14 protein-coding genes are annotated in these 20,763 nt (G+C 57.3%); 6 read left to right on the top strand and 8 right to left on the bottom strand.

Features of this window, described 5'->3' with window-relative positions; genetic code table 11:
- Positions 1 to 52 precede the first annotated feature (52 nt).
- From NW843_RS12065 to NW843_RS12055, 3 genes are all read right to left on the bottom strand, one after another.
- Positions 53 to 676 carry a pentapeptide repeat-containing protein gene (locus tag NW843_RS12065; protein ID WP_414523067.1) on the bottom strand — a complete coding sequence of 208 codons (624 nt, stop codon included), beginning with the start codon at positions 674 to 676 and terminating at the stop codon, positions 53 to 55.
- 86 nt (positions 677 to 762) lie between these two features.
- Complete coding sequence (locus NW843_RS12060; RefSeq protein WP_414389126.1) at positions 763 to 1,602, bottom strand: DNA-formamidopyrimidine glycosylase; 840 nt, start codon at positions 1,600 to 1,602, stop codon at positions 763 to 765.
- Positions 1,603 to 1,652: 50 nt separating this feature from the next.
- A complete protein-coding gene (locus tag NW843_RS12055) occupies positions 1,653 to 1,880 on the bottom strand; it encodes a photosystem I reaction center subunit IV (RefSeq protein ID WP_414329200.1) in 228 nt (75 codons plus the stop codon).
- A gap of 119 nt (positions 1,881 to 1,999) precedes the next feature.
- Here NW843_RS12055 and NW843_RS12050 point away from each other — a divergent pair, with 119 nt between their 5' ends.
- Positions 2,000 to 2,881, top strand: coding sequence for a penicillin-binding transpeptidase domain-containing protein (locus NW843_RS12050; protein ID WP_414523056.1), 882 nt, complete (start codon positions 2,000 to 2,002; stop codon positions 2,879 to 2,881).
- 116 nt (positions 2,882 to 2,997) lie between these two features.
- Positions 2,998 to 3,150 carry a chlorophyll a/b-binding protein gene (locus NW843_RS12045; RefSeq protein ID WP_011429120.1) on the top strand — a complete coding sequence of 51 codons (153 nt, stop codon included), beginning with the start codon at positions 2,998 to 3,000 and terminating at the stop codon, positions 3,148 to 3,150.
- Positions 3,151 to 3,455: 305 nt separating this feature from the next.
- On the opposite strand, the gene tnpA is transcribed toward NW843_RS12045, so the two are convergent.
- Positions 3,456 to 3,896: an IS200/IS605-like element ISSoc10 family transposase gene (gene tnpA, locus NW843_RS12040; RefSeq protein WP_011432180.1), complete on the bottom strand. Its 441-nt coding sequence runs from the start codon at positions 3,894 to 3,896 to the stop codon at positions 3,456 to 3,458.
- Positions 3,897 to 3,953: 57 nt separating this feature from the next.
- On the opposite strand from tnpA, the gene NW843_RS12035 reads away from it, so the two are divergent.
- Positions 3,954 to 5,192: an RNA-guided endonuclease InsQ/TnpB family protein gene (locus NW843_RS12035; protein ID WP_414523055.1), complete on the top strand. Its 1,239-nt coding sequence runs from the start codon at positions 3,954 to 3,956 to the stop codon at positions 5,190 to 5,192.
- A 13-nt stretch (positions 5,193 to 5,205) separates the two neighbouring features.
- Here NW843_RS12035 and NW843_RS12030 read toward each other — a convergent pair whose 3' ends face one another.
- The 4 genes from NW843_RS12030 to NW843_RS12015 form a co-directional block, all read right to left on the bottom strand.
- Entirely contained in the window at positions 5,206 to 6,894 is a 1,689-nt protein-coding gene (locus NW843_RS12030; RefSeq protein ID WP_414523054.1) for an NAD+ synthase, read from the bottom strand.
- A 37-nt stretch (positions 6,895 to 6,931) separates the two neighbouring features.
- The gene (locus tag NW843_RS12025; protein ID WP_414523053.1) at positions 6,932 to 10,141 is read right to left on the bottom strand and encodes a PAS domain S-box protein; all 3,210 of its coding nucleotides are present in this window, start codon (positions 10,139 to 10,141) and stop codon (positions 6,932 to 6,934) included.
- A gap of 210 nt (positions 10,142 to 10,351) precedes the next feature.
- Positions 10,352 to 12,223, bottom strand: coding sequence for an excinuclease ABC subunit UvrC (gene uvrC, locus NW843_RS12020; RefSeq protein WP_414523052.1), 1,872 nt, complete (start codon positions 12,221 to 12,223; stop codon positions 10,352 to 10,354).
- Between the two features lie 630 nt (positions 12,224 to 12,853).
- The gene (locus tag NW843_RS12015; RefSeq protein ID WP_414523066.1) at positions 12,854 to 13,084 is read right to left on the bottom strand and encodes an IS630 transposase-related protein; all 231 of its coding nucleotides are present in this window, start codon (positions 13,082 to 13,084) and stop codon (positions 12,854 to 12,856) included.
- A gap of 270 nt (positions 13,085 to 13,354) precedes the next feature.
- Between NW843_RS12015 and NW843_RS12010 the strand changes: the two genes are divergently transcribed.
- From NW843_RS12010 to NW843_RS12000, 3 genes are all read left to right on the top strand, one after another.
- Positions 13,355 to 17,962, top strand: a complete 4,608-nt coding sequence (locus NW843_RS12010) for a glutamate synthase-related protein (RefSeq protein ID WP_414523051.1) — start codon at positions 13,355 to 13,357, stop codon at positions 17,960 to 17,962.
- Positions 17,963 to 18,076: 114 nt separating this feature from the next.
- Positions 18,077 to 19,168, top strand: coding sequence for a magnesium-protoporphyrin IX monomethyl ester (oxidative) cyclase (acsF, locus tag NW843_RS12005; RefSeq protein ID WP_414523050.1), 1,092 nt, complete (start codon positions 18,077 to 18,079; stop codon positions 19,166 to 19,168).
- A gap of 47 nt (positions 19,169 to 19,215) precedes the next feature.
- A complete protein-coding gene (locus NW843_RS12000) occupies positions 19,216 to 20,691 on the top strand; it encodes a site-2 protease family protein (protein WP_414523049.1) in 1,476 nt (491 codons plus the stop codon).
- The last annotated feature ends 72 nt before the right edge of the window (positions 20,692 to 20,763 follow it).

The following is a 20,763-nucleotide window of genomic DNA, read 5'->3' as shown; positions in this document are numbered from 1 at the left end:
TCCCAAATAAAGCGCCCTCACCCCCAGCCCCTCTCCCTTGGGGAGAGGGGGGTTATGGCTTCACCAAGACCATGCCCCAAGCACTAGGGTTGAAGGCGGGATCCAGTCGGGTTTGGGCGTTGTACAGGGCGCCCGTCAGGTCTGCCCCCTCCAGAAAAGCGCCTCGCAGGTCGGCCCCCCGCAGATCGGCATTGTGTAACTTGGCCCCTGTGAGGTCGGCGCCGGTGAGGATGGCTCGACGCAAGTCGGCCCCGCTTAAGTTGGCCACCTGCAGATTGGCACCCGTCAGATCTGTCTGCTGCAGGTTGGCCTGCGCCAGATCGGCTTCCCACAAGAAAGCCCCTGCCTGAGCTGAGCCACTCAGATTGGCCCCTCTCAAATCGGCCAGATTGAGGATTGCTTGGGAGAGGTCGGCAGCTTGGAGATTGGCCTGTCTGAGGATCGCTTCTTTCAGGTTGGCCCCACTGAGGTCAGCTCCCGGCAGTTCTGCCCCCGTTAGGTTGCAGGCGGGGCAATCTTTGCTGGGAAAAACAATTTGGGATCGGCCCAGTTGGGCATCCAACTCCAGTTGGGCAAAGGCCGCAGCCGTCGGGATCCCCAGCGCCAACAGCGCTCCCGACCAGAGGCGACTTCCCCTCATCAAGGGCTTTACAGGTTGGAGCCGTGCCCATCCCATGGTTTTCACCGGGATCCCCTCCTACTGCTGATGGTAGCCGCTCTGGCCCATTTCCCCAGGGATCCCCCATATCTTGAGGAGCGCCACTAGCTCTGTTGCGGCTGGCAGTGGGGGCAAAAGTGGGCCGAACGCCCTGCCAGCTTCATCCGCTGAATTGGGGTGCCACAGAGGCGACAGGGATCCCCTTCCCGACCGTACACCCACGCTTGCCCTTGATAGTTGCCGTTGAGCCCACGCAGATCCCGGTAATCCCGCAAGGTGGTGCCCCGCTGCTCCAGCCCGGCCCGTAACACCTCGATCAAAGCTTCTCGCAGGCGTGCCTTGGCCACATCCGAAAGCTGAACTGCTGGCGTCAAAGGGTGAATGCCGCTCAGAAACAGGGCTTCGTCGGCGTAAATGTTGCCCACCCCGGCTACCAGCGATTGATCCAGCAGCGCGGTTTTAATAAGACGGCGGCTCTTCTGCAGGGCAGCCTGGAAATAGGCCTCAGAAAAAGCTGGCGAAAAGGGCTCCGGCCCCAAAGTCTGCAGGGTGGGGATCACCGCCTCCAGCTCAACACCGGCAGGCACCAGCCACATCTGGCCAAAGGTGCGCTGATCCACAAAGCGCAAGTCCCACCCTTCCTCGAAGGCCAAACGAACACGAGTGTGAGCTGATAAAGGGGTGGATCCCTGCACCCAGAGCAACTGCCCGGTCATGCGCAGATGCACGCCCAGAACAGCTCTCGAATCCAGGGATCCCAGGAGATACTTTCCTCGCCGCTGCCACTGGGTAAAACGGGTGCCAATCAAGCTCCGCCCAAACATCTCCCCTGCAGGGTAGGCAATGGTGCGGGCCAGGAGCACCTCCACCGCAAGTATCCGCGGCCCCAAGGTGAGGCGTTGCAAATCTTGCCGAACTGTTTCAACTTCCGGCAGTTCAGGCACAGAACGACTTGCTCAAGAACACAGTCCCCGGCATCAGAACCCTTGTTGGTTTAGCTGGCCGGAGCGGCTTTGGCCTTGGCCTTGGGAGCTTCCAACACTTCCAGCTCATCTTCGCGGAAGTTGTTGGTGTTGATGTTGTAGTAGTTGATCTTGTCGAAACGAACGATCACCGGGTAAAGAATGCCGCTGGTATCCACCGCCGCAACCGTTCCCACATCCCGGTACCAGTAGGATTCTTTCCGCAGCACACGGACTTTGGCACCACGCTGAATTGCCATGAGGGTTATCTCCATTGACCTGAACTCAGATTACCCTAGTCCGTGAGAAGGCTGCGATTTCCGAATTTTTGTAACAGGGATCCGCTTTTGTCTGGCTGGGTTTTCGGGGCCAACAGCAGATGAACCGTCGCACCTGTGGAGCCTGGCTGTTGGGTTCTGCTTTGACCTGGGGCTTGCAGGGGAAATCTGCAGGGCTGCCCCATCCGCGCGATTTTGCCGCCGTCCTCAACCTGAACACCGGTCGTTTAACAAGGGTTTGGCAGCCGGAGCAGGCTTCGATCAAGGCCAGCCCTGGCTCAACCGTCAAATGCGCCGTTGCCGCTGCTGCTCTGCAGACTGGGATCAGCTCTGGGGAGCGCTTGATCCACTGTCCGGGTTGGTGGGATCCGCCGCCGCAACTGGGGTTGGGCCGCCTACCCTGCTGGGATCCCCGCGGCCATGGGGCTTTGAACTTGCGCCAGGCCCTGGCCCACTCTTGCAACGTGCATTTTTACCAGTTGGGCTGGGAGCTGGGGGCCAATACCCTGGTGGAGTGGCTGCGGCGCTTCGGCCTAGAGAGTGCGCAGAATACAACTCCGGCTCCGCTCTTGGCGACTGGTCTGGCTGGGCCGGTGGATCCCTGGGAGCTGTTGGTTTATGGGGGCGTGATTGCCCGCCGAGGTGTACCCCTTTCTGGCGAGGTCTCTCTGCCCGCTTTCTCTTTACCGGCTTGGATTTGGGAGGCTCTCCATGCTGGCATGAGCCTGGCGGCAACAGCGGGCACCTGTCGCGGCATTGCCCCAGAAGGGATCCCAGTGGCAGCCAAGTCTGGCACCATCCTCAATCCTCAACGACGAGGACGACCAATTCTCTGGGCAGAAGATTTTCAAGCCTGGTTGCTGGCCTTTTGGCCCCTGCCGGATCCCAACTGGACGCTGGTGCTGCACCTGCATCAGGGCAAAGCCTATGAGGCGGCCATTCCCCTGGCGCGGCAGATCATCGCCGCCATCGGCAGCGGGTGACCACCTTGCTTGCGATCATGAAGAAATGCAAACTATACTGAAGGTCAAGTGCCGTTCTCGTTTTCGTTCTTTACGGATCCCACTCCCTGTCGTTCCCATTTACCCTGGAGGTTCTCATGTCTAATCCCAATTTGTCTGAGCCCAAGTTTGGCTTTAACGAGTATGCCGAGCGCCTCAACGGTCGGGCTGCCATGATTGGCTTTGTGTTGGCCATTGTCATCGAAGCGGTGACGGGCCAAGGCGTTGCTTCCTGGCTGGGCCTGATCTAAGAGACCTCAACTTACCGCCTTTTGGCTTTTCCTTGGGTCTGCTGGCTTGCAGGCCCTTTATTGTATTGAGCAGGGTATTGAGCAGGAAGCGTGACTGCACCAGTTGTAGCCGTTCTGAATGGCAACAAGGCTTGAGCGGGCACCAACTACTCCAAGCAATTCCGACAGCGCCGAATCTTTCCCTTTCTCCCTCTGAGGGAGGAGCTGGTGTGAGGGTATCCCACTAGTTCCATTAGCTAAACCGCCGAGAAGCCCCGCCCTCTGTCCGTAGGACGTATGGCCTACGGCCCGCTGAAGCGAACGCGCTAGCGGCGCGGAGCGCTTGGGTCGGGATGAGAGGCGGGAGTACCTTGGCTTTCAATGTACTGGCTCAATGCCGAGACTGTTACCCCACCACATGAAGCGATGAAATAAGATTCATTCCACAGCACATTTTTCCGGTATATCTTGCTGATGTAATCCGCAAACTCGCTTCTCATCCTGCGACTAGAGACGGATTTGATGTTGTTTACCAATTTGGACAGATCCACCTGCGGGTAGTACTGGAACAGCAGATGAACATGGTCTGCCTCGCCGTTGAACTCAATAAGTTTGCAACCCCACTTTTGGCAAAGGTCATACATAACTTCATGTAATCGCTGCAGCATTTCGCTGGTAAATACCTTGCGACGGTACTTGGTGGTTAAGACCAAGTGTGCCTTCAAATCAGATACAGCTCTGCCGCTGGAAACAAAATCATGCTTCATGGTCGCTAATCCCTGCTGGCGCTATAATCAGTGTAGCGGTTTCTGAGTACGCTTAAGATGAGGACTGCCTATCAGTACCGCCTACGGCCTACGCCCAGTCAAGTTGTCCTGATGGAGCAATGGCTGGAGCTGTTGCGCAAGCAGTACAACTATCGGTTGGCAGAGCGGCTTAACTGGTGGGAACAAAACCGCTGTAATATAAACGCCTGCCCCTTAATCTGTCATTTGCCTGAGCTGAAAGACAGGCCGGATGTCTACTCCCAAAAACGAGACTTGGTGAATACCAAAGCAAGGTTCCCCGAATACCAAGCAATCCATTCGCAAGTCCTGCAAAACTGCATAGAGCGGGTGCACAAAGCATTCGACCGCTGGCTGAAAGGCGACCGTAACGGCAAGAGGGCAGGAAGGCCGAGATTCAAAGGGGCGGGCCGGTATCGTTCCTTCACCTTTCCCCAGGTAAAACAGGACTGCATTCAAGGGAAGTTTATTCATCTGCCCAAAATCGGAGCAATTAAGCTGATTCAGCACCGTCCGTTGCCTGACGGGTTTGTTATCAAGACTGCCACCATCACCCGTAAGGCTGATGGGTGGTATGTGACATTAAGCCTGCAAGATGCGTCCGTCCCCGAGTTTGAGCCTGCAACACTGGAGAACACGATAGGGATCGACATGGGGCTGGACTCCTTTTTGGTGACCGATACAGGGGAGTCCGTCCCAGTGCCCCAGTACTACCGCCGCGCCCAAAAGCGGCTGGAGAGGCTGCAGCGGTCATTATCCCGCAAGCAGAAAGGGTCAAACCGCCGCAAGAAAGCCTTAAGGCGAGTGGCTAAGGCACACCTCAAGGTGGCCAATCAGCGTAAAGATTTCCACTACAAAGTAGCCAAGAAGCTAGTAAGCAAAGGGAAGCATATTGCGTATGAGGCGCTCAACACCAAAGGTATTGCGAGAACCCGACTAGCGAAATCCATCTATGACGCTGGGTGGGGGCAATTCCTGCAAATTCTCGCAGTCAAGGCTGAAAGAGCTGGGCTGAGGGCGATTGCAGTGGATCCAAGAGGCACGAGCCAAGACTGTTCTCAGTGCGGTCAAAAAGTACCGAAAACCATTCGAGACAGATGGCATTCTTGCCCGCATTGTGGACTGGAACTAGGCCGAGACCACAACGCGGCGATAAACATCAAATACAGAGCGGTGGGGCATCCCGTTCTCAAAGCTCAGGAAACGTCCTTCACAGGAGTCACTGAGAAGCCCGCACTCTTTCGCTTTAGCGGCGCGGAGCGCTTTGCGTTAGCATGAGTGCGGGAGTATGTCACATGATCCCTTCTTGACGCTTGGCGATTGGCATCCGCCAGCCGGTGCCGAAGGCGCGATCGGTAATGCGCAGCCCAGGGGGAGCTTGGTGTCGCTTGAACTCGGCATTCTGAACCAGCCGCAGCACCTGCTGCACCGTGTCGGGATCGAACCCTTGAGCCACCAACTCGGGGCTGGATTGATGCTGCTCGATGTGCCGCTGCAGGATCTTGTCCAGCAAATCGTAGGGGGGCAAGCTGTCGCTATCTTGTTGGCCGGGTCGCAATTCCGCTGAGGGGGGCTTGGTCAGAGTAGCAAGCGGGATCCGCTCCTGCTGTCGGTTGATCCAGCGAGCCAAGCGGTACACCCAGGTCTTGGGCACATCGGAAATCACCGCCAGGCCGCCGGACATATCCCCGTAAATGGTGCAGTAGCCCACTGCTAGCTCTGATTTGTTGCCTGTGGTCAGCAGCAGCCGCCCGAACTTGTTGGAAAGGGCCATGAGGAGGGTGCCGCGAATGCGAGATTGCAGGTTTTCTTCCGTGATGTCTGGGGGGAGGCCGGCAAAGGGCTCTGCCAAAAGCTGGTGGTAGCTCTCCATGATGGACTGAATCGGCAGCTTCAGGGTAGGGATCCCCAGGTTTTGCGCCAGTTGGTAGGCGTCGGTCAGGCTGCCAGGGCTGGAATAGGGAGAGGGCATGAGCACCCCCAGCACCCGCTCCGGCCCCAAGGCATCGGCAGCAATCACAGCAGTGACGGCAGAGTCGATCCCCCCCGACAGGCCCAATAGCACCTCGCGAAAGCCACATTTGCTGACGTAATCGCGGGTGCCCAAAACCAACGCCTCGTACAGCTCAGCTTCCGGCTCGGTCGGCCAGCGGGATCCCGTAGTCGGTGGATTCTGGTCTGGGTTGGGAGACTGGGTCAACTCGTCCACATCCAGGATGAGCTGATCCGGCTGAAAGGCAGCCGCTTGGGCCACAACCCGACCCCAGCGATCTAGGGCGCAACTGGCCCCATCGAAGATCAAATCATCATTGCCCCCCACCTGATTGACGTAGAGAATGGGCAGGGCGTGCTTGCGGGCCAGGGAGCCCAGCATCTCCACCCGCAACTTCTGTTTGCCTAGGCTGAAGGGGGAAGCCGAGAGGTTAATCAGCAGGTCGGCACCGCAGCGGGCCATCTCTTCCACCGGATCCCAGTGGTAGCGGCGGTGCTGCCAAAAGTCGCGGTCGTTCCAAATGTCTTCACAAATGGTAAAGCCCAGGCGGCGGCCACGGTACTCGATGGGTTGGGGCTGGGATCCCGGCTCAAAATAGCGATCTTCGTCGAAGACATCGTAGGTGGGCAAGAGCGACTTCTGGAACCAATGGCGGATCTGGCCCCCCTCCAGCCAGGCAGCAGCATTGTAAAGGGGCCGACCCTCAGGCAGAGGATTGGGCTGCACGGATCCCACGACTACCGGAATGCTGGCCTGTAACCGGCTGGCCAAGTGCTGCAAAACCTGGCTTGCCCTCTCGACCAGGGCCGGATAGAGCAACAAATCGCGGGGTGGATATCCCAGCAACGCCAGCTCGGAGGTGATGGCCAACTCTGCTCCCGCCGCCGCCACTGCCTCAACCGCTGAACGGATGCGCTCGGCATTTCCGCTTAGATCGCCGACGATGTAGTTCAGTTGCAACAGCGCTACCTTCACCCTGCCCCCCATATGGTAAATCTCACCATAAGTGGCCCAAACCGAATCGTCAACAAGATTCTGCTGCGGGCAAGCGAAGAATAAACGTGGTTTGGTGGGCAGTGCTTTCCACCTGCAAAGAGCCGCCCAAGTGGTTGGCAATGGCTTGGGCCAGAGCCAATCCCAAGCCTGTTCCCCCCTGCTGCCAGGGATCCGAGTGGGGGATGCGATAAAACTGCTCGAAAATGCGTTCTTGTTCTTCGAGGGGAATGGTGGTGCCCGTGTTGGTCAAGCGCAGCTCCCAGCGGTCGGAACCCAAAGCAACAACCTCTAGGACAATGTGTTTGCCGGCGGGCGTAAATTTGTGGGCATTGGTCAAAAGCTCACAGACCAAGCGTTCCAACAGGCGGGGATGGGTGTGCAGATAGGGCAAGTGGGGATCCCAGTGAACTTGTAGAGTTTGCTGCCGCTTGCGCATCTGGTCTTGGAACCGATTGATAAGAGGTGCCAAAAGGAGAGGCAGGTTAACCTGCTCAGAGGGCAGCGTAAGCCTATCGCCCAACAAAGTTTGTAGATCCAGAAGATCGTTAATTAGGGAGATCTCTCGCTCGCACGCCTGCTCCAGAACCTCAAGATACTGGATTTGCTTGGGGGTGAGAGGAGAAACTTGATGGCTCAGTTTCAGCAGGTGAACCGAGAGGCTAATGCTGGTAAGGGGAGTGCGCAGCTCATGGGAGACGGCGGCCAGGAAGTTATCCCTAATTTGGCTGAGTTTTTTCAATTCCGTCACCTGAGCCTGGCTGCTGAGGTAGAGCCTGGCCTGTCGCAGGGCAATCGCACACTGGGCCGCCATTTGCTGAGCCAAATCGATTTCCCAATCGCTAAAACTCTCCTCAGGGGGCCGGGCCAGCCACAGATCCCCAAGAATGCCCTGATCGTCGGCAATGGGGCAGGCCAGCTTGGTCAAATAAGGGGGCAAAGTGTTGGGATCCCGTTGGCGATCCCGAGCACACAGTTGAAAGCACCAGCCTCGCCATAGCTGTTCGTAGAAGAGGGGAAAATCTTTCATCTGAACCCGAGCGCCGATCCCAGAGGTCGAAAGCGTCGTGTATTCATAGCTGATCAGGGAGTAGGTTCGGCGGCTATCGTAAAGGCCGACATTGCAAAAAAGAACGCCCAAAAATTTCCCCAGCTCGTTCACAACTGTCTGCAAGATCTGCCTTTCATCCAGAGTTGCCCGTATCTGATGGATGAGGCGGCGCAGAATCGATTCAAACTGCAGACTGCGTTCCAGTTGCTGGGTTCGCTGTTGCACCAGGGCTGTTAATTCAGCTTCTCGTGTTTGCTGGGCCAGCTCCAGGCGCTTGCGCAGAGTAATATCACGCACCAAAACAATGGCCTCATCCGGCCCAAAGGGCAACAGACGGGCCTCACGATATTCCGGCAATGCTTCCGCAGTGTCTTGAGAAGTTTTGGGAAGCGGATATTCAATAACCTGAATTTCTCCCGTTTGAAAGGCTTTCTCCAACAAGGGAGCAAAGTAGATTTTCCAATGCTCTGGAAACAGATCCTGAATGTACTGGTTAGGATAGCGGTCATCGGGATAGGCCGATGCAAATCCTTTGGGGGGCTTGTAGGACAGGATTAGCCCTTGCCGATCCACCTGCAGAATCATGTCTGGAATCACTTCGTAAAGGGCGTGGTAACGTGCTTCGCTGCGGGCCAGATCGGCCAAACTTTCTCGCAGGTGAGTTTCGGCCCTTTTTCGCTCGGAAATATCTTCTAGAAATTGGATGGCAAACAGAGGCTCGTTTTGAGCGTTTCGCACTACAGACAGTTGCAGGCGAACCCAGATCTCTCTGCCATCTTTACGGCAAATCACCTTTTCATATTCATAGTTGTTGGTGTACCCGGAAAGCAGTTCATTCCAGAGTATCTCGCCCCGTTCTCGGTCTTCGGGATAGGGAGTGTAATCTTCCGCTTTCAGAGCTGACCAATCTTCCTCGCTGTACCCTGTAATCTCTGCCATTGCCGGGTTGAGGCTGAGATACCGGGGATCAGGATCCAAGCTCATCAGAGCAATCCCTTGGCTACAGAAGTTGAAGATCCCCTGCAATTGGTTTTGAATTTCCTCAAGAGCAGATTTGATGGATCGGCGCTCGCTGATATCATCCAGGAAGTGAACGGCAAACAGAGGCTTTTGTTCTTCATCTCTCACAACATAAACCTGAGACTTTGTCCAGATGATTTGGCCATTCTTTCGGGTGTAGCGATGTTCCAATTCATAATGACTGCGCCGACCCTCGATCATCTCCTGCCAGAGGTTTTTTAGGGTTTCAACATCAGCCAAATCTGGGATATAGGCCTCCAGAGGCAAAGCTTTCAGTTCCTCTGCAGAATATCCTGTTATATCCTTGAGGGCTGAGTTCATGCCATGTGGCTTGGATTCTGGCTCAAGAGGCAGCAGAGAAATGCCCAAATTGCAGGACTCTACAATACCCCAGAATCGCTGTTGAATCTCCAACAAAGCCAGCTCTAGACGCTTGCGCTCGGTGATATCTTGAATGCAGCCAAGCACGCAATCTGCTCCGTGGGGAACCACGCAAACTTCCTGGTAACGGAGCTCTCCCGCTGAGTTGGTTAGGGGAAACTCCAGAGTTTGCCGGGATCCGCTGCTCAAGCAACGGTCAATCAGCCTCTGCAGTTGATCGCCAACCTCAGGGCCGAACAGCTCTCCCACTGCTTTTCCCTGAATATGCTCTGCTGAGAGTGAAGCAAAATAAGTATTCTCCGGGGAAGAAATCGGCTCTAGGCATTGGCCTTCTCGGCTAAAAATCATCAAGGCTTGTGGAATAGCGCAAACCAGCCTTTCGTAGCGGAGTTGGCTCTCTGCAAGCGCTTGTTCAGCCTGCTTCCGCGCCGTGATGTCTTCCACATACCCCTCAAAATAGAGGGGATCCCCTGCTGGATTGCGGACAACTTGAATTTGTTCTCGCACCCACAAGTCCAAGCCCTTGCGACTGTGGATCAAAAACTCTTGCGCCACTCTCCCATCGCCGACTTTGCCTGCAAGCAGATCCTGGAAAAACTGGCGACGACCGGCAGCGTCAGCATAGAGATGATGGCCAAAATCCGACAGATGGCGCATCAAATGGGCAGAGGAAGTATAGCCGTATATCTCGGCAAGCTTGGCATTGGCAAACCGGTACCGTCCCTGCAGATCCGCACGAAAGATCCCGATGGGGGCATTTTCCAGGAGCACATCGAGTCCGGCCAACATCAGGATCCCCTATGTTTTCGCAAGCAGTACTAGGGCACTAAGAACGCCTGCCCCTGAGATTATGTATCATTTTTGCTTTGAGCGATGTTTTCCGCACTACAAGTTCCCCCGTGATCTCGTAAAATCACGGGCGAGGAAGGGTGCTCAGGCTTCTGTGGATATCACCCCACCGAGTGCTGGGGGAGCAGGGATCCCTGCGCGGATTCTCAACTACTCCACCTGCGCTGTCTCCGGGGATTCCGCCTGAGTTTCCGGGTGAAAGTAGCGGTAAATCTGTCGGGCAATCTTCGGGCCAATGCCGGGCACCTGGGCCAGCTGGTCTTCTGAAGCCACCTGAATGCGGGCAATCGACCGAAATTCTTCCATCAGCAGCTTTTGCCGATACTTGCCCAAGCCGGGGATCTCGTCCAGCGTAGAGGCATGTTGACGCGCTTTCCGTTGCTGGCGATGAAAGGCGAGAGCAAATCGGTGGGCCTCATCTCGCAGGCGTTGCAACAACAAGCGAGCCGGATCTTGGGCCGGCAACCGCAAGGGCACAGGATCCCCCGGCAGAAAGATCTCTTCTTCTCGTTTGGCCAAGGCAATTACCGGCAGGTGATCCAGCCCTAAATCTGCCAAGACGGCCATGACTGCCGACAACTGCCCCTTGCCCCCGTCGATGAGCACCAAATCCGGCTGATCCTCAGGGGTCATTTTGCTGAAGCGACGCCGGGCCACTTCTGCATGGCTGGCAAAATCATCGGAGTGACCGGGGCGCACCTCAGGGTTGCGAATCTTGTAGCGGCGGTAGTGCTGTTTGGCAGGCAGGCCATCGATAAACACCACCTGACTGGCCACAGCATCGGATCCCTGAATGTGGGAAATATCGTAGGCTTCTAGACGGCGGGGCACATCCGGCAAATCCAAGACTTCTGCCAAGCGCTCCAAGGCCGCGGCATCCCGATCCGCCAAGCGCTGAGTGCGGGTTAGCTCCAGTTGGGCATTCCGCTCAACCAACTCGATCAGCTCGGCTTTGCTCTGCCGTTGGGGAGCAATGAGGCTGACCTTGCGGCCTTTTTTCTGACTCAGCCAAGACTCCAGAAAATCGTGATCGGGCAATTCATACTGGGTCAAAATCTCAGAGGGAATTTCCACCGGATCGCAGTATTGATAATGCTCTTGTAAAGCCCGCTGCAAGATAAGGCCTGGGTCGTCACCGCGGTTTTCGGCCACAAACCCCAGCCGCCCCACCAACTTGCCTGCCCGCACCTGAAACAATTGAATGCAGGCTCGTGAATCATTCATGGCCAAGGCCAGAGCATCACGGCTGACGGTAGAGTTAGGCAAAGAGACCTTCTGGGATTCTCCCAATTGTTCCAAACCGCGAATTTGATCCCGATATCGTGCGGCTGCCTCATAATTTTCCTGTTCGGCGGCCTGGATCATCTTCTCCTGCAGCTCTCGGATCAGCTCATCTGTCTGGCCTTGGAAGATCATGGCCACTTGAGTCAGCGTTTTGCGATACTCTTCTGGGCTGATCAAGCCTTGGCATACCCCGGGGCAGCGCCCAATGTCGTAGTTCAAACAGGCGCGATCTTTGTACAGAGGTTTGGGCCGTTGGCGCAAGGGAAAAATTCGTTTGACCAACCCAAGGGTATGGCGCAACAGGCCAACATCGGTGTAGGGGCCATAGTATTTGTCTTGATTCCGATCAAGGCGACGATGGCGGGTGATGTAAAGCTGAGGATAAGGCTCCGACCAGGTAATACACAAATAGGGATACTTTTTATCGTCCTTAAGGAGAACATTATAAGGGGGCTGATGGGTCTTAATCAGATTGTCTTCTAGGGCTAGGGCTTCACTTTCATTATCGGTAACGATAAACTCGATCTCGCAAACCTGAGCTACCATGCGCTGAATGCGAGGAGGCAGGTCGCCGGTAAAGCGGAAATAAGATCGCACTCGAGAGCGCAATTTCTTGGACTTGCCTACATAGAGGATCTGATCCGTGGCATCTCGCATTAAATATACGCCGGGTTCAGCAGGAATCTCCTTGAGACGGCTCTCTAGAACGTCACGGCTGTGAATCAGAGGGACGGTCATAAAGTTCAGTTCTACCGGGTAGAGTCAGGGATCCCATGACTTCAATCTAGCAAGGATATGGCTTTTCTCGGCAACACTGACTCCAATCCATGTGGAGACACAGTCATTCTGAACAATCATTCTGAACAAGTTTGGGAAGCTCGTCCTGCTTTCAAGCTCCAACCTGCTAGCACAAATGGCAATAGCTCGTCGCATCGCAGGATCAAATTACCTCTTTTGACGGGTAGACCTCCATGATTTGGGAAGGATAAGTTGATTTGTGATTAACATAATTTTGTCCAGAGTTCTGGTAGTTCATTTACATAAGATATAGCAGCAATGGAAAGTCGCTTAAGTTTATTAACTAGTTAACTAGTTAACTAGGGATATATTGAATTCTGAGACAATCTTTTGAGTAGATTCAGGTATAAATTGCCTGTGACAATCCTGGCATCGATAATGCTGCTTTCCATTATGGATCTTGTCGTATCTAAGTTAAAAGAATGACGGCTTGGGCAAGTCAGCATGAGCTTACTCAGAAACACGAAAAATCTAGGGTAATAGTATCATTGCTCCCAGAGCACCACCAGTATAGTCAATAGGGCAAGGGCTCCGTCCCGCTGGCGCGACCCGAATCTCTGAGCTCTATCCTTACAATTGAGCTCCTGGATCCTGGCCTATGTCTTGCTGCAGGGCGGCCAAGTCTATCTTTGGCTTCTGGGTCTTGACTTTTGTCGGCCTGAGGTCTTCTAGGTTCAGCCAGCGATAGACCGTTGCACGCCTGACTTTGTACATCTGTTGTACATCTGTGGGGTTGCCCTCTTCCTGGACATACCCTACGGCTGTCTCCCTACCGCAGTTCTCTACAGGGCCAGTTGCCAGCGAGCGGAGCCGGTGTGAGCTGGCGCATTCGCCCTAGCTTTCTCAGATCGTCCGCAGTCCGTCGGGGAAAGCTGCAGAAGAAACTCGAAAAATCTGTTCATGGCGAGCTTTTTTGTCTTTACTTCGCTGATCCGATTGCCCCAACGGTTGCCCTGTTGGCAAGAGCCAGCCGTGACTTGAGACTGCCCCCCTTTTCCTGTCGGATTGGAGTGCGATATGCTGGTTTTCCACCTCTGAAAGCGTGATTTATTCCAAACTGTTTTTACTCCTATGAATCCCCATCCCTCTCAGGTCTCGGCCCCTATCCTGCAGGAAAACTGGCACTTTCAAGAGCGGGATGCTTGCGGGGTCGGCTTTTTGGTGGATCAGCGGGGAAGAGCCAGCCACGACCTCTTGCAGAAAACCCTTCAGGCCCTCACCTGTATGGAACATCGGGGTGGCTGTGGCGGCGACGGCCAGAGCGGTGATGGGGCGGGCATTGCAACGGCAATCCCCTGGTCGCTGTTGCAGGCAGAGAGGGAAGAAATTCGAGCTTGGGATCCCACTCACAGCGCGGTGGGGATGGTCTTTTTGCCTCAGGATCCTGCTGAGTGTCAGGCGGTGCAGCAGGTGATCGATGAGTACTTGACCACCACCGACTGGCAGCGGGTGGTTTGGCGGCAGGTACCGGTCAATCCCAATTGCCTGGGGCCGATGGCGCGGCAGACCATGCCCTCCATTTGGCAGATGCTCCTCACCCATCCCACGCTGGAAGGAGACGAGCTAGAGCAGCAGCTCTATCTGTTGCGGCGGCGCATTCGGCGGCGGGTAGAGGCTCGGTTTGGCTTTTATGCTCTGTATTTTGCCTCTTTGTCCTGCCGGGTTGTCGTTTACAAAGGCATGGTGCAATCGTCGGTTCTGGGCCAGTTTTATCGAGATCTGCAAAACCCCCTCTACACCACCACCTACGCCACCTACCACCGCCGCTTCAGCACCAATACCCTGCCGCGTTGGTCGCTGGCTCAGCCTTTCCGCTACCTCTGCCACAACGGCGAGATCAACACCTACCTGGGCAATGTCAACTGGATGGCCGCCCGCGAACAAACCCTTTCCCATCCCCGCTGGGGTACAGCGGTCGAGGATCTGAAGCCGATTATTGACCCGGGCACCAGCGACTCAGCAGGTCTGGACGCTGTGTTTGAGCTGTTGATTCAGTCGGGCTACTCCACTCAGCAGGCGATGATGGTGCTGATCCCGGAAGCCTATCGCAACCAGCCAGAACTGCAGAATCACCCGGAAGTGGTGGATTTCTACGAGTTCTTCGGCGGCCTGCAGGAGCCTTGGGATGGCCCGGCGATGGTGGTTTTCTGCGACGGCAAAACCATCGGGGCCACGTTGGATCGCAATGGCCTGCGCCCAGCCCGCTACGCTCGCAGCCGCGATGGTCTGCTGGTGGTGGCCTCGGAAGCTGGCGTGGTTCCTCTGCCGGAGACCGACATTTTGGAAAAAGGGCGGCTAGGCCCGGGGCAGATGCTGACGGTGGATCTGCAGAGCGGGCAAATCTGCAAAAACTGGGAGATCAAAACCCAGGTGGCAGCCCAGCACCCCTACGGCGAATGGCTCAAAGCCCATCGCGTTCAGCTCAGCACCCAAGGCTTTGAAAATACCCCTCACCTCTCGGAAGAACAACTGTTACAAGCCCAAACCGCCTTCGGGTACTCCTCAGAAGATGTGGAGATGATCATCGAGGAGATGGCGGCTACGGGCAAGGAGCCCACCTTCAGCATGGGGGACGATGCGCCGCTGGCTGTGCTGTCCACCCAGCCTCATCCCCTCTACGACTATTTCAAGCAGCGCTTTGCCCAGGTCACCAACCCTGCCATCGATCCCCTGCGGGAGAGCCTGGTGATGTCTTTGGATGTGTATCTGGGATCCAAGGGCAACCTGCTGGAGATCCGCCCTGAGCATGCCCGCCTGTTGCAGTTGCGCAGCCCGGTGCTCAACGAAGCGGAGCTGGCCGCTCTGCAGCATACCCCTTTTCCCTGCCACACGCTCCCGATTCTCTATCCGGTGGCTGCCGGCCCAGAAGGACTGGAGGTCCAGGTACGGGCCCTCTGCCAGCAGGCGGCTCAGGCAGTGCGGGGGGGAGCTGAGATTTTAATCCTCTCGGATCGCGGCCTTGATGCCGAGCAGGCTCTGATCCCACCTCTGTTGGCGGTGGGCGCCATCCACCATCACCTCATCCAGGAGGGGCTGCGCCTACGCGCTTCCCTGGTGGTGGAGACTGCCCAATGCTGGAGCACCCACCACTTTGCCTGCTTGATCGGCTACGGGGCCAGCGCCGTTTGTCCTTATCTGGCCTATGAAGCTGTGCGGCAGTGGTGGCACAAGCCCAAGACGCAAACCCAGATGGCTGCCGGCAAGTTGCCCCAGCTTTCCCTGGCCGAGGTGCAACTGAAGTACCGCGCCGCCATTGAGGCAGGGCTGCTCAAGATTCTTTCCAAAATGGGCATTTCTCTGCTCTCCAGCTACCACGGAGCGCAGATTTTCGAGGCCATTGGCCTGAGCCAAGAGGTGATCGATCTGGCCTTCCGCGGCACGGTGTCGCGGGTGGGAGGCATGACGCTGGCGGATCTGGCCCGCGAGGGCATGGTGAATCACCAGCGGGCCTTTCCCGAACTCACCTCGAAAAAGCTGGAGAACTTTGGCTTTATCCAGGCGCGGCCCAAAGGCGAATACCACATCAACAGTCCAGAAATGGCCAAACTGCTGCACAAGGCCATCGAATCGGGTCAGCCTGCCCACTATGAGATCTACAGGGCGCACCTGCGCAGCCGCACCCCCACCGCGTTGCGAGACCTGCTGGATTTCCGCAGCGACCGGGATCCCATTCCCTTGGAGGAAGTGGAACCGGTGTCGGAGATTTTCAAACGCTTTGCCACAGGTGGGATGTCCTTGGGGGCCCTCAGCCGCGAGGCCCACGAGACCCTGGCCATTGCCATGAACCGCATCGGCGGCAAGTCCAACTCCGGTGAAGGCGGGGAAGATCCGGAACGATACCTCCCCATCACCGATGTAGGCCCAGATGGCACCTCGGCCCGCTTTCCCCACCTGAAGGGGCTGCGCATGGGGGACAACGCCAGCTCGGCGGTGAAGCAGGTGGCCTCGGGCCGCTTTGGCGTGACACCGGAGTATTTGCTCAACGCGCGGCAAATTGAGATCAAAATTGCCCAGGGGGCCAAGCCGGGCGAGGGCGGGCAACTGCCGGGCAAAAAGGTCAGCCCCTACATCGCCAAGCTGCGCCGCTCCAAGCCGGGGGTGACCTTGATCTCGCCGCCGCCCCACCACGACATCTACTCCATCGAGGATCTGGCGCAGTTGATCTTCGACTTGCACCAGGTGAACCCCCAGGCACAGGTGTCGGTGAAGCTGGTGGCGGAGGTGGGCATCGGCACGGTGGCGGCAGGAGTAGCCAAGGCCAACGCCGACATCATCCAAATCTCCGGCCATGAAGGGGGCACAGGGGCTTCCCCCTTGAGCTCCATCAAACATGCCGGGGCACCTTGGGAGTTGGGCCTGGTGGAGGTGCATCATACCCTGCTGGAAAACGGCCTACGGCAGCGCTCCATCCTGCGGGTGGATGGCGGCATTCGCACGGGTTGGGAAGTGGTGATGGCGGCCATGCTGGGGGCAGAAGAGTTTGGCTTTGGCACGGTGGCCATGATTGCGGAGGGGTGCATCATGGCGCGGGTGTGCCACACCAACAACTGCCCTGTGGGAGTGACCAGCCAGAAGGAGGAGTTGCGCAAGCGCTTCCCCGGCACGCCAGATCACGTGGTGACCTTCTTCACCTTTGTGGCGGAGGAGGTGCGCCAAGTCTTAGCGCAACTGGGCTACCGCTCTCTGAAGGAGGTGATTGGACGGGTGGATCTGCTCTGTCCGCGGGCCGATGCGGTTCTGCAGAAGACCCAATCCTTGAACTTGGAGTGTCTGCTGCGAACTCCCCCCGGTTTTGATCCCAACACCCTGCCCGACTGGTTGGAGCATGAGCCGGTTCACGCCAACGGCCCGGTGCTGGATGAGCAGATCCTGGCTCAGCCGGAGGTGCAGAAGGCGGTGGAGACCTGCGGCACGGCCACGGTGGAGATCCCTATCGCCAACACCGACCGCTGCGTAGGCGGGCGCATTGCCGGAACCTTGGCCCGCTTGTACGGAGATACCGGCTTTGCCCAACAGGGGGGGCAGTTGGATCTGCGCTTTGTCGGCAGCGCCGGCCAGAGCTTTGGCGCTTTTACGCTGGCGGGGATGCGCCTGACTCTGACAGGAGAAGCCAATGACTACGTGGGCAAAAGCATGTGTGGCGGCGAGATCGTCATCTTGGCTCCCCCTGAGGCGCCCCGCGATCCGGCGGAAAATGTAATCCTGGGCAACACCTGTTTGTACGGGGCCACGGGCGGATCCCTGTTTGCCAACGGCCAGGCGGGGGAACGCTTTGCGGTGCGCAACTCGGGAGCGCAGGCGGTGATCGAGGGATCCGGCGACCACTGCTGCGAGTACATGACCGGTGGGGTGGTGGTGGTGCTGGGGCGGGTGGGCCGCAACCTGGGAGCGGGGATGACCGGCGGCCTGGCCTATGTGCTGGATGAGGAGGGCAACTTCCCCGCCAAGGTCAACGGGGAGATCGTGCGCATTCAGCGGGTGCAGACAGCAGCAGCAGAGGCACAACTGAAGAGCCTGATCCAAGAGCACTATCGCCGCACCCATTCCCCCAAAGCGGAGCGCATTCTGCAAAATTGGGAATCCTATTTGCCTCTGTTTTGGCAGGTGATCCCGCCTTCGGAGGAGGGCAGCGAGCTGACGGATCCCTTGCGATCCCAGCCGCTGGCAGTGGAGTCTTAAGGATCTCTCAGGATCTCTCAGAGCCTGCCGGTAACACTTCTTATCCCCACGACGGCCAGAGAGGCTGGTAAACTGCGAGAGTATACCTGGCCTTTTCATCCGCTTTAAATCACTATGAGTCCCAGTTTGCAAGCTGCTCAAACTCAAGCGCGAGTGCCCACCGAGACCATCCTGACGCCGCGCTTCTACACCACCGATTTCGAGGCCATCGGCAAAATGGGCTTAGGGGATCGAGAGGCCGATTTCCGGGCCATCCTGCAGGAGTTTCGCGCCGACTACAACCGCCATCACTTCGTCCGGGGTGAGGAGTTCAACCAAGACTGGGAAAGCCGCCTGGATCCGCAGGCGCGCCGGTTGTTTGTGGAGTTCTTGGAGCGCTCCTGTACAGCCGAGTTCTCCGGTTTTCTCCTCTACAAGGAGCTGTCGCGCAAGCTAAAAGAGACCAACCCCGTTTTGGCCGAGTGCTTTGCCCTGATGAGCCGCGATGAGGCCCGCCATGCCGGCTTTCTGAACCGCGCCATGGGCGACTTCAACATGGCCTTCGACCTGAGCTTTCTCACTAAGCACAAGTCTTACACCTATTTCGCGCCGCGTTTCATCTTCTATGCCACCTATCTCTCGGAGAAGATCGGCTACTGGCGCTACATTCTCATCTACCGCCACCTGGAGGCCCACCCCGAGGATCGCGTTTACCCGATCTTCAACTTCTTCAAGAACTGGTGCCAGGACGAGAACCGCCACGGCGATTTCTTCGCGCTGATGCTTCTGAGCCAGCCCAGGCTGCTGCAGGGGTGGGTGGCCAAGCTGTGGTGCCGCTTCTTCTTGCTGTCGGTGTTCGCCACCATGTACCTCAATGATGTGGGAGAGCGCCCCGATTTCTACCGCCTCATCGGCTTGGATCCCCATACTTATGACATGGAGGTAATCTACAAGACCAACCGCGAGGCGGCCAAGGTGTTCCCGGTGGTGTTGGATGTGGAAAACCCTGAGTTTGTGCGGCGGCTGCAAAAGTGCGTGGCCAACAACGCTAAGCTGAGGGAGATTGCCCGGGGATCCGGCCCCTTCAAGGGTTTGCGCAAGCTGCCCCTCTACCTGAATAACTTCTATCAGTTTTTGCGGCTGTTCCTCCTGAAACCTCGGAAAGCTGGCTTCTACCTGTGGGAGCAGCCGGAGCCCCGTTTTGAAGGAACGGCTGTTTCTGCTTGAGCCGTCTTGCCCTCAGCTTGGTACCCGTACAGCCTCATAGGTCAGCCATGAACATTGCCGCTGAGATTACGCCGCTCTTTTTGCTGGGAACGCTGGCCTTTTTGGGTTGGGGCTTCTGGAGAGCCCGTCGGCGGGGATCCTTAGCCGTTTGGGTGTGGTTACAGGGATCCCTGCTCTTGTTGCCGTGGGTGGTTTTCCTGGGGCTGCTGCTGCTGGGGATCTACCTCAATTTTGCAGGCTTCCTGGTGTTGCTGTTGGTCTTTACAGGGCTTTACATTGCTGTGGGGCGCAAGACCCGCCAGTTGGCCCAGCAGGAGCTGCAGGCCCGTCGCGAGCAGTTGGCTCGTCTGGAAGAGCAGGGGGAAGCCCCTTCGGCAGGGGAGGCGCCTTTGGAAGCGCCTGCGGTTCTGCAGCGGATCTCGGCTGAGGATCTGCAGGCCATTCAGTCTATTTTCGGCCTCGATACCTTTTTCGTCACCGAGACCGTCCCCTATGGGGAAGGGGCGATTTTTAAGGGCAACCTGCGCCAGGAGGCGGAGGTGGTGGTACCCCTGCTGGTGGAGAAGCTCAAAGAGCAGGTGGGCAGTCGCTACCAGCTCTTTTTGGTGGAGGATCCGGCGGAAAAGCCGGCGGTGGTGGTCTTGCCGGATCCCATCGTCAATTACCGCGCTTCCGTGGGGGCGCAGATCCTGGCGGGGGCGTTGCTGGTCTTCAGCTTCGTCGCCACGTTGGAGGTGGGGGCCAATCTCTTGGGCTTCCGGCTGTTGGATGCGCCAGGGCGCTGGGTGGAAGCCCTGCCGGTGGCGGCCGGGATCTTCGCCATCTTGCTGGTGCATGAGACCGGACACCGCTGGATGGCGGGCAAGTACGGCGTGCGCCTCAGCCCTGCTTTTGTTATCCCCAGCTTGGGGATCGGCACGCTGGGATCCCTGAACCGCATCCAATCGCCGGTGCCCAGCCGCAAGGCCCTCTTCGACATTGCCTTTGCCGGCCCGGCAGCGAGCGGGATCCTGTCGCTGCTGGTGCTCTTGGCTGGCCTGAAGCTCTCCGGCTCCGAGGGTCTGTATGTGCCTACGGAGATCTTCCGCAGCTCCATCCTGGTAGGCACCCTAGCGCGGCTGGTGCTGGGATCCCAGTTGCAGGCGGAGCTGGTTCCCATTCATCCTTTTGTTGCCGTGGGCTGGATTGGCCTGGCAATCACCGCCTTGAGCCTGCTGCCGGCAGGGCAGCTAGACGGGGGTCGCATTGTGCAGGCGGTGTACGGGCGGAAGACGGCGGCCCGCGCCACCTTCATCACCCTCATTGCCCTGGCGGTCGCTTCCTTTAGCAACGTCTTGGCCCTCTATTGGGCGCTGCTGATCCTGTTCATTGCTCGCGAGCCAGAGCGTCCCCCTCAGGATGAGATTACTGAAACCGACGGTCAGCGGGATGCTTTGGCATTGCTGGCCCTCTTTTTGATGGTCATGACCCTGTTGCCGATTGCTCCGGCCTTGGCGGGCTTTCTCAATTTCCCCAACGGCTGATGGGGTAGAGGCCCAGGATCCGCCGGCGAGAGGAGCATGACTCTAGTCAATAATAAGCTCAACTATACTGAA

Source organism: Synechococcus sp. R5-12 (assembly GCF_047502655.1).
Lineage (GTDB): Bacteria > Cyanobacteriota > Cyanobacteriia > Thermostichales > Thermostichaceae > Thermostichus.
Note: the sequence above shows the minus strand (reverse complement) of the source record. Positions and strands in the feature narration are given on the sequence as shown.

Bases quoted from the DNA above. Each gene is read 5' to 3' on its own strand.
- NW843_RS12065 (WP_414523067.1), bottom strand. From the start codon at position 676: ATGGGATGGGCACGGCTCCAACCTGTAAAGCCCTTGATGAGGGGAAGT.
- acsF (WP_414523050.1), top strand. From the start codon at position 18,077: ATGAGTCCCAGTTTGCAAGCTGCTCAAACTCAAGCGCGAGTGCCCACC.
- NW843_RS12000 (WP_414523049.1), top strand. From the start codon at position 19,216: ATGAACATTGCCGCTGAGATTACGCCGCTCTTTTTGCTGGGAACGCTG.
- NW843_RS12045 (WP_011429120.1), top strand. From the start codon at position 2,998: ATGTCTAATCCCAATTTGTCTGAGCCCAAGTTTGGCTTTAACGAGTAT.
- tnpA (WP_011432180.1), bottom strand. From the start codon at position 3,896: ATGAAGCATGATTTTGTTTCCAGCGGCAGAGCTGTATCTGATTTGAAG.
- NW843_RS12030 (WP_414523054.1), bottom strand. From the start codon at position 6,894: ATGGGGGGCAGGGTGAAGGTAGCGCTGTTGCAACTGAACTACATCGTC.
- uvrC (WP_414523052.1), bottom strand. From the start codon at position 12,223: ATGACCGTCCCTCTGATTCACAGCCGTGACGTTCTAGAGAGCCGTCTC.
- NW843_RS12055 (WP_414329200.1), bottom strand. From the start codon at position 1,880: ATGGCAATTCAGCGTGGTGCCAAAGTCCGTGTGCTGCGGAAAGAATCC.
- NW843_RS12035 (WP_414523055.1), top strand. From the start codon at position 3,954: ATGAGGACTGCCTATCAGTACCGCCTACGGCCTACGCCCAGTCAAGTT.
- NW843_RS12050 (WP_414523056.1), top strand. From the start codon at position 2,000: ATGAACCGTCGCACCTGTGGAGCCTGGCTGTTGGGTTCTGCTTTGACC.
- NW843_RS12010 (WP_414523051.1), top strand. From the start codon at position 13,355: ATGAATCCCCATCCCTCTCAGGTCTCGGCCCCTATCCTGCAGGAAAAC.
- NW843_RS12025 (WP_414523053.1), bottom strand. From the start codon at position 10,141: ATGTTGGCCGGACTCGATGTGCTCCTGGAAAATGCCCCCATCGGGATC.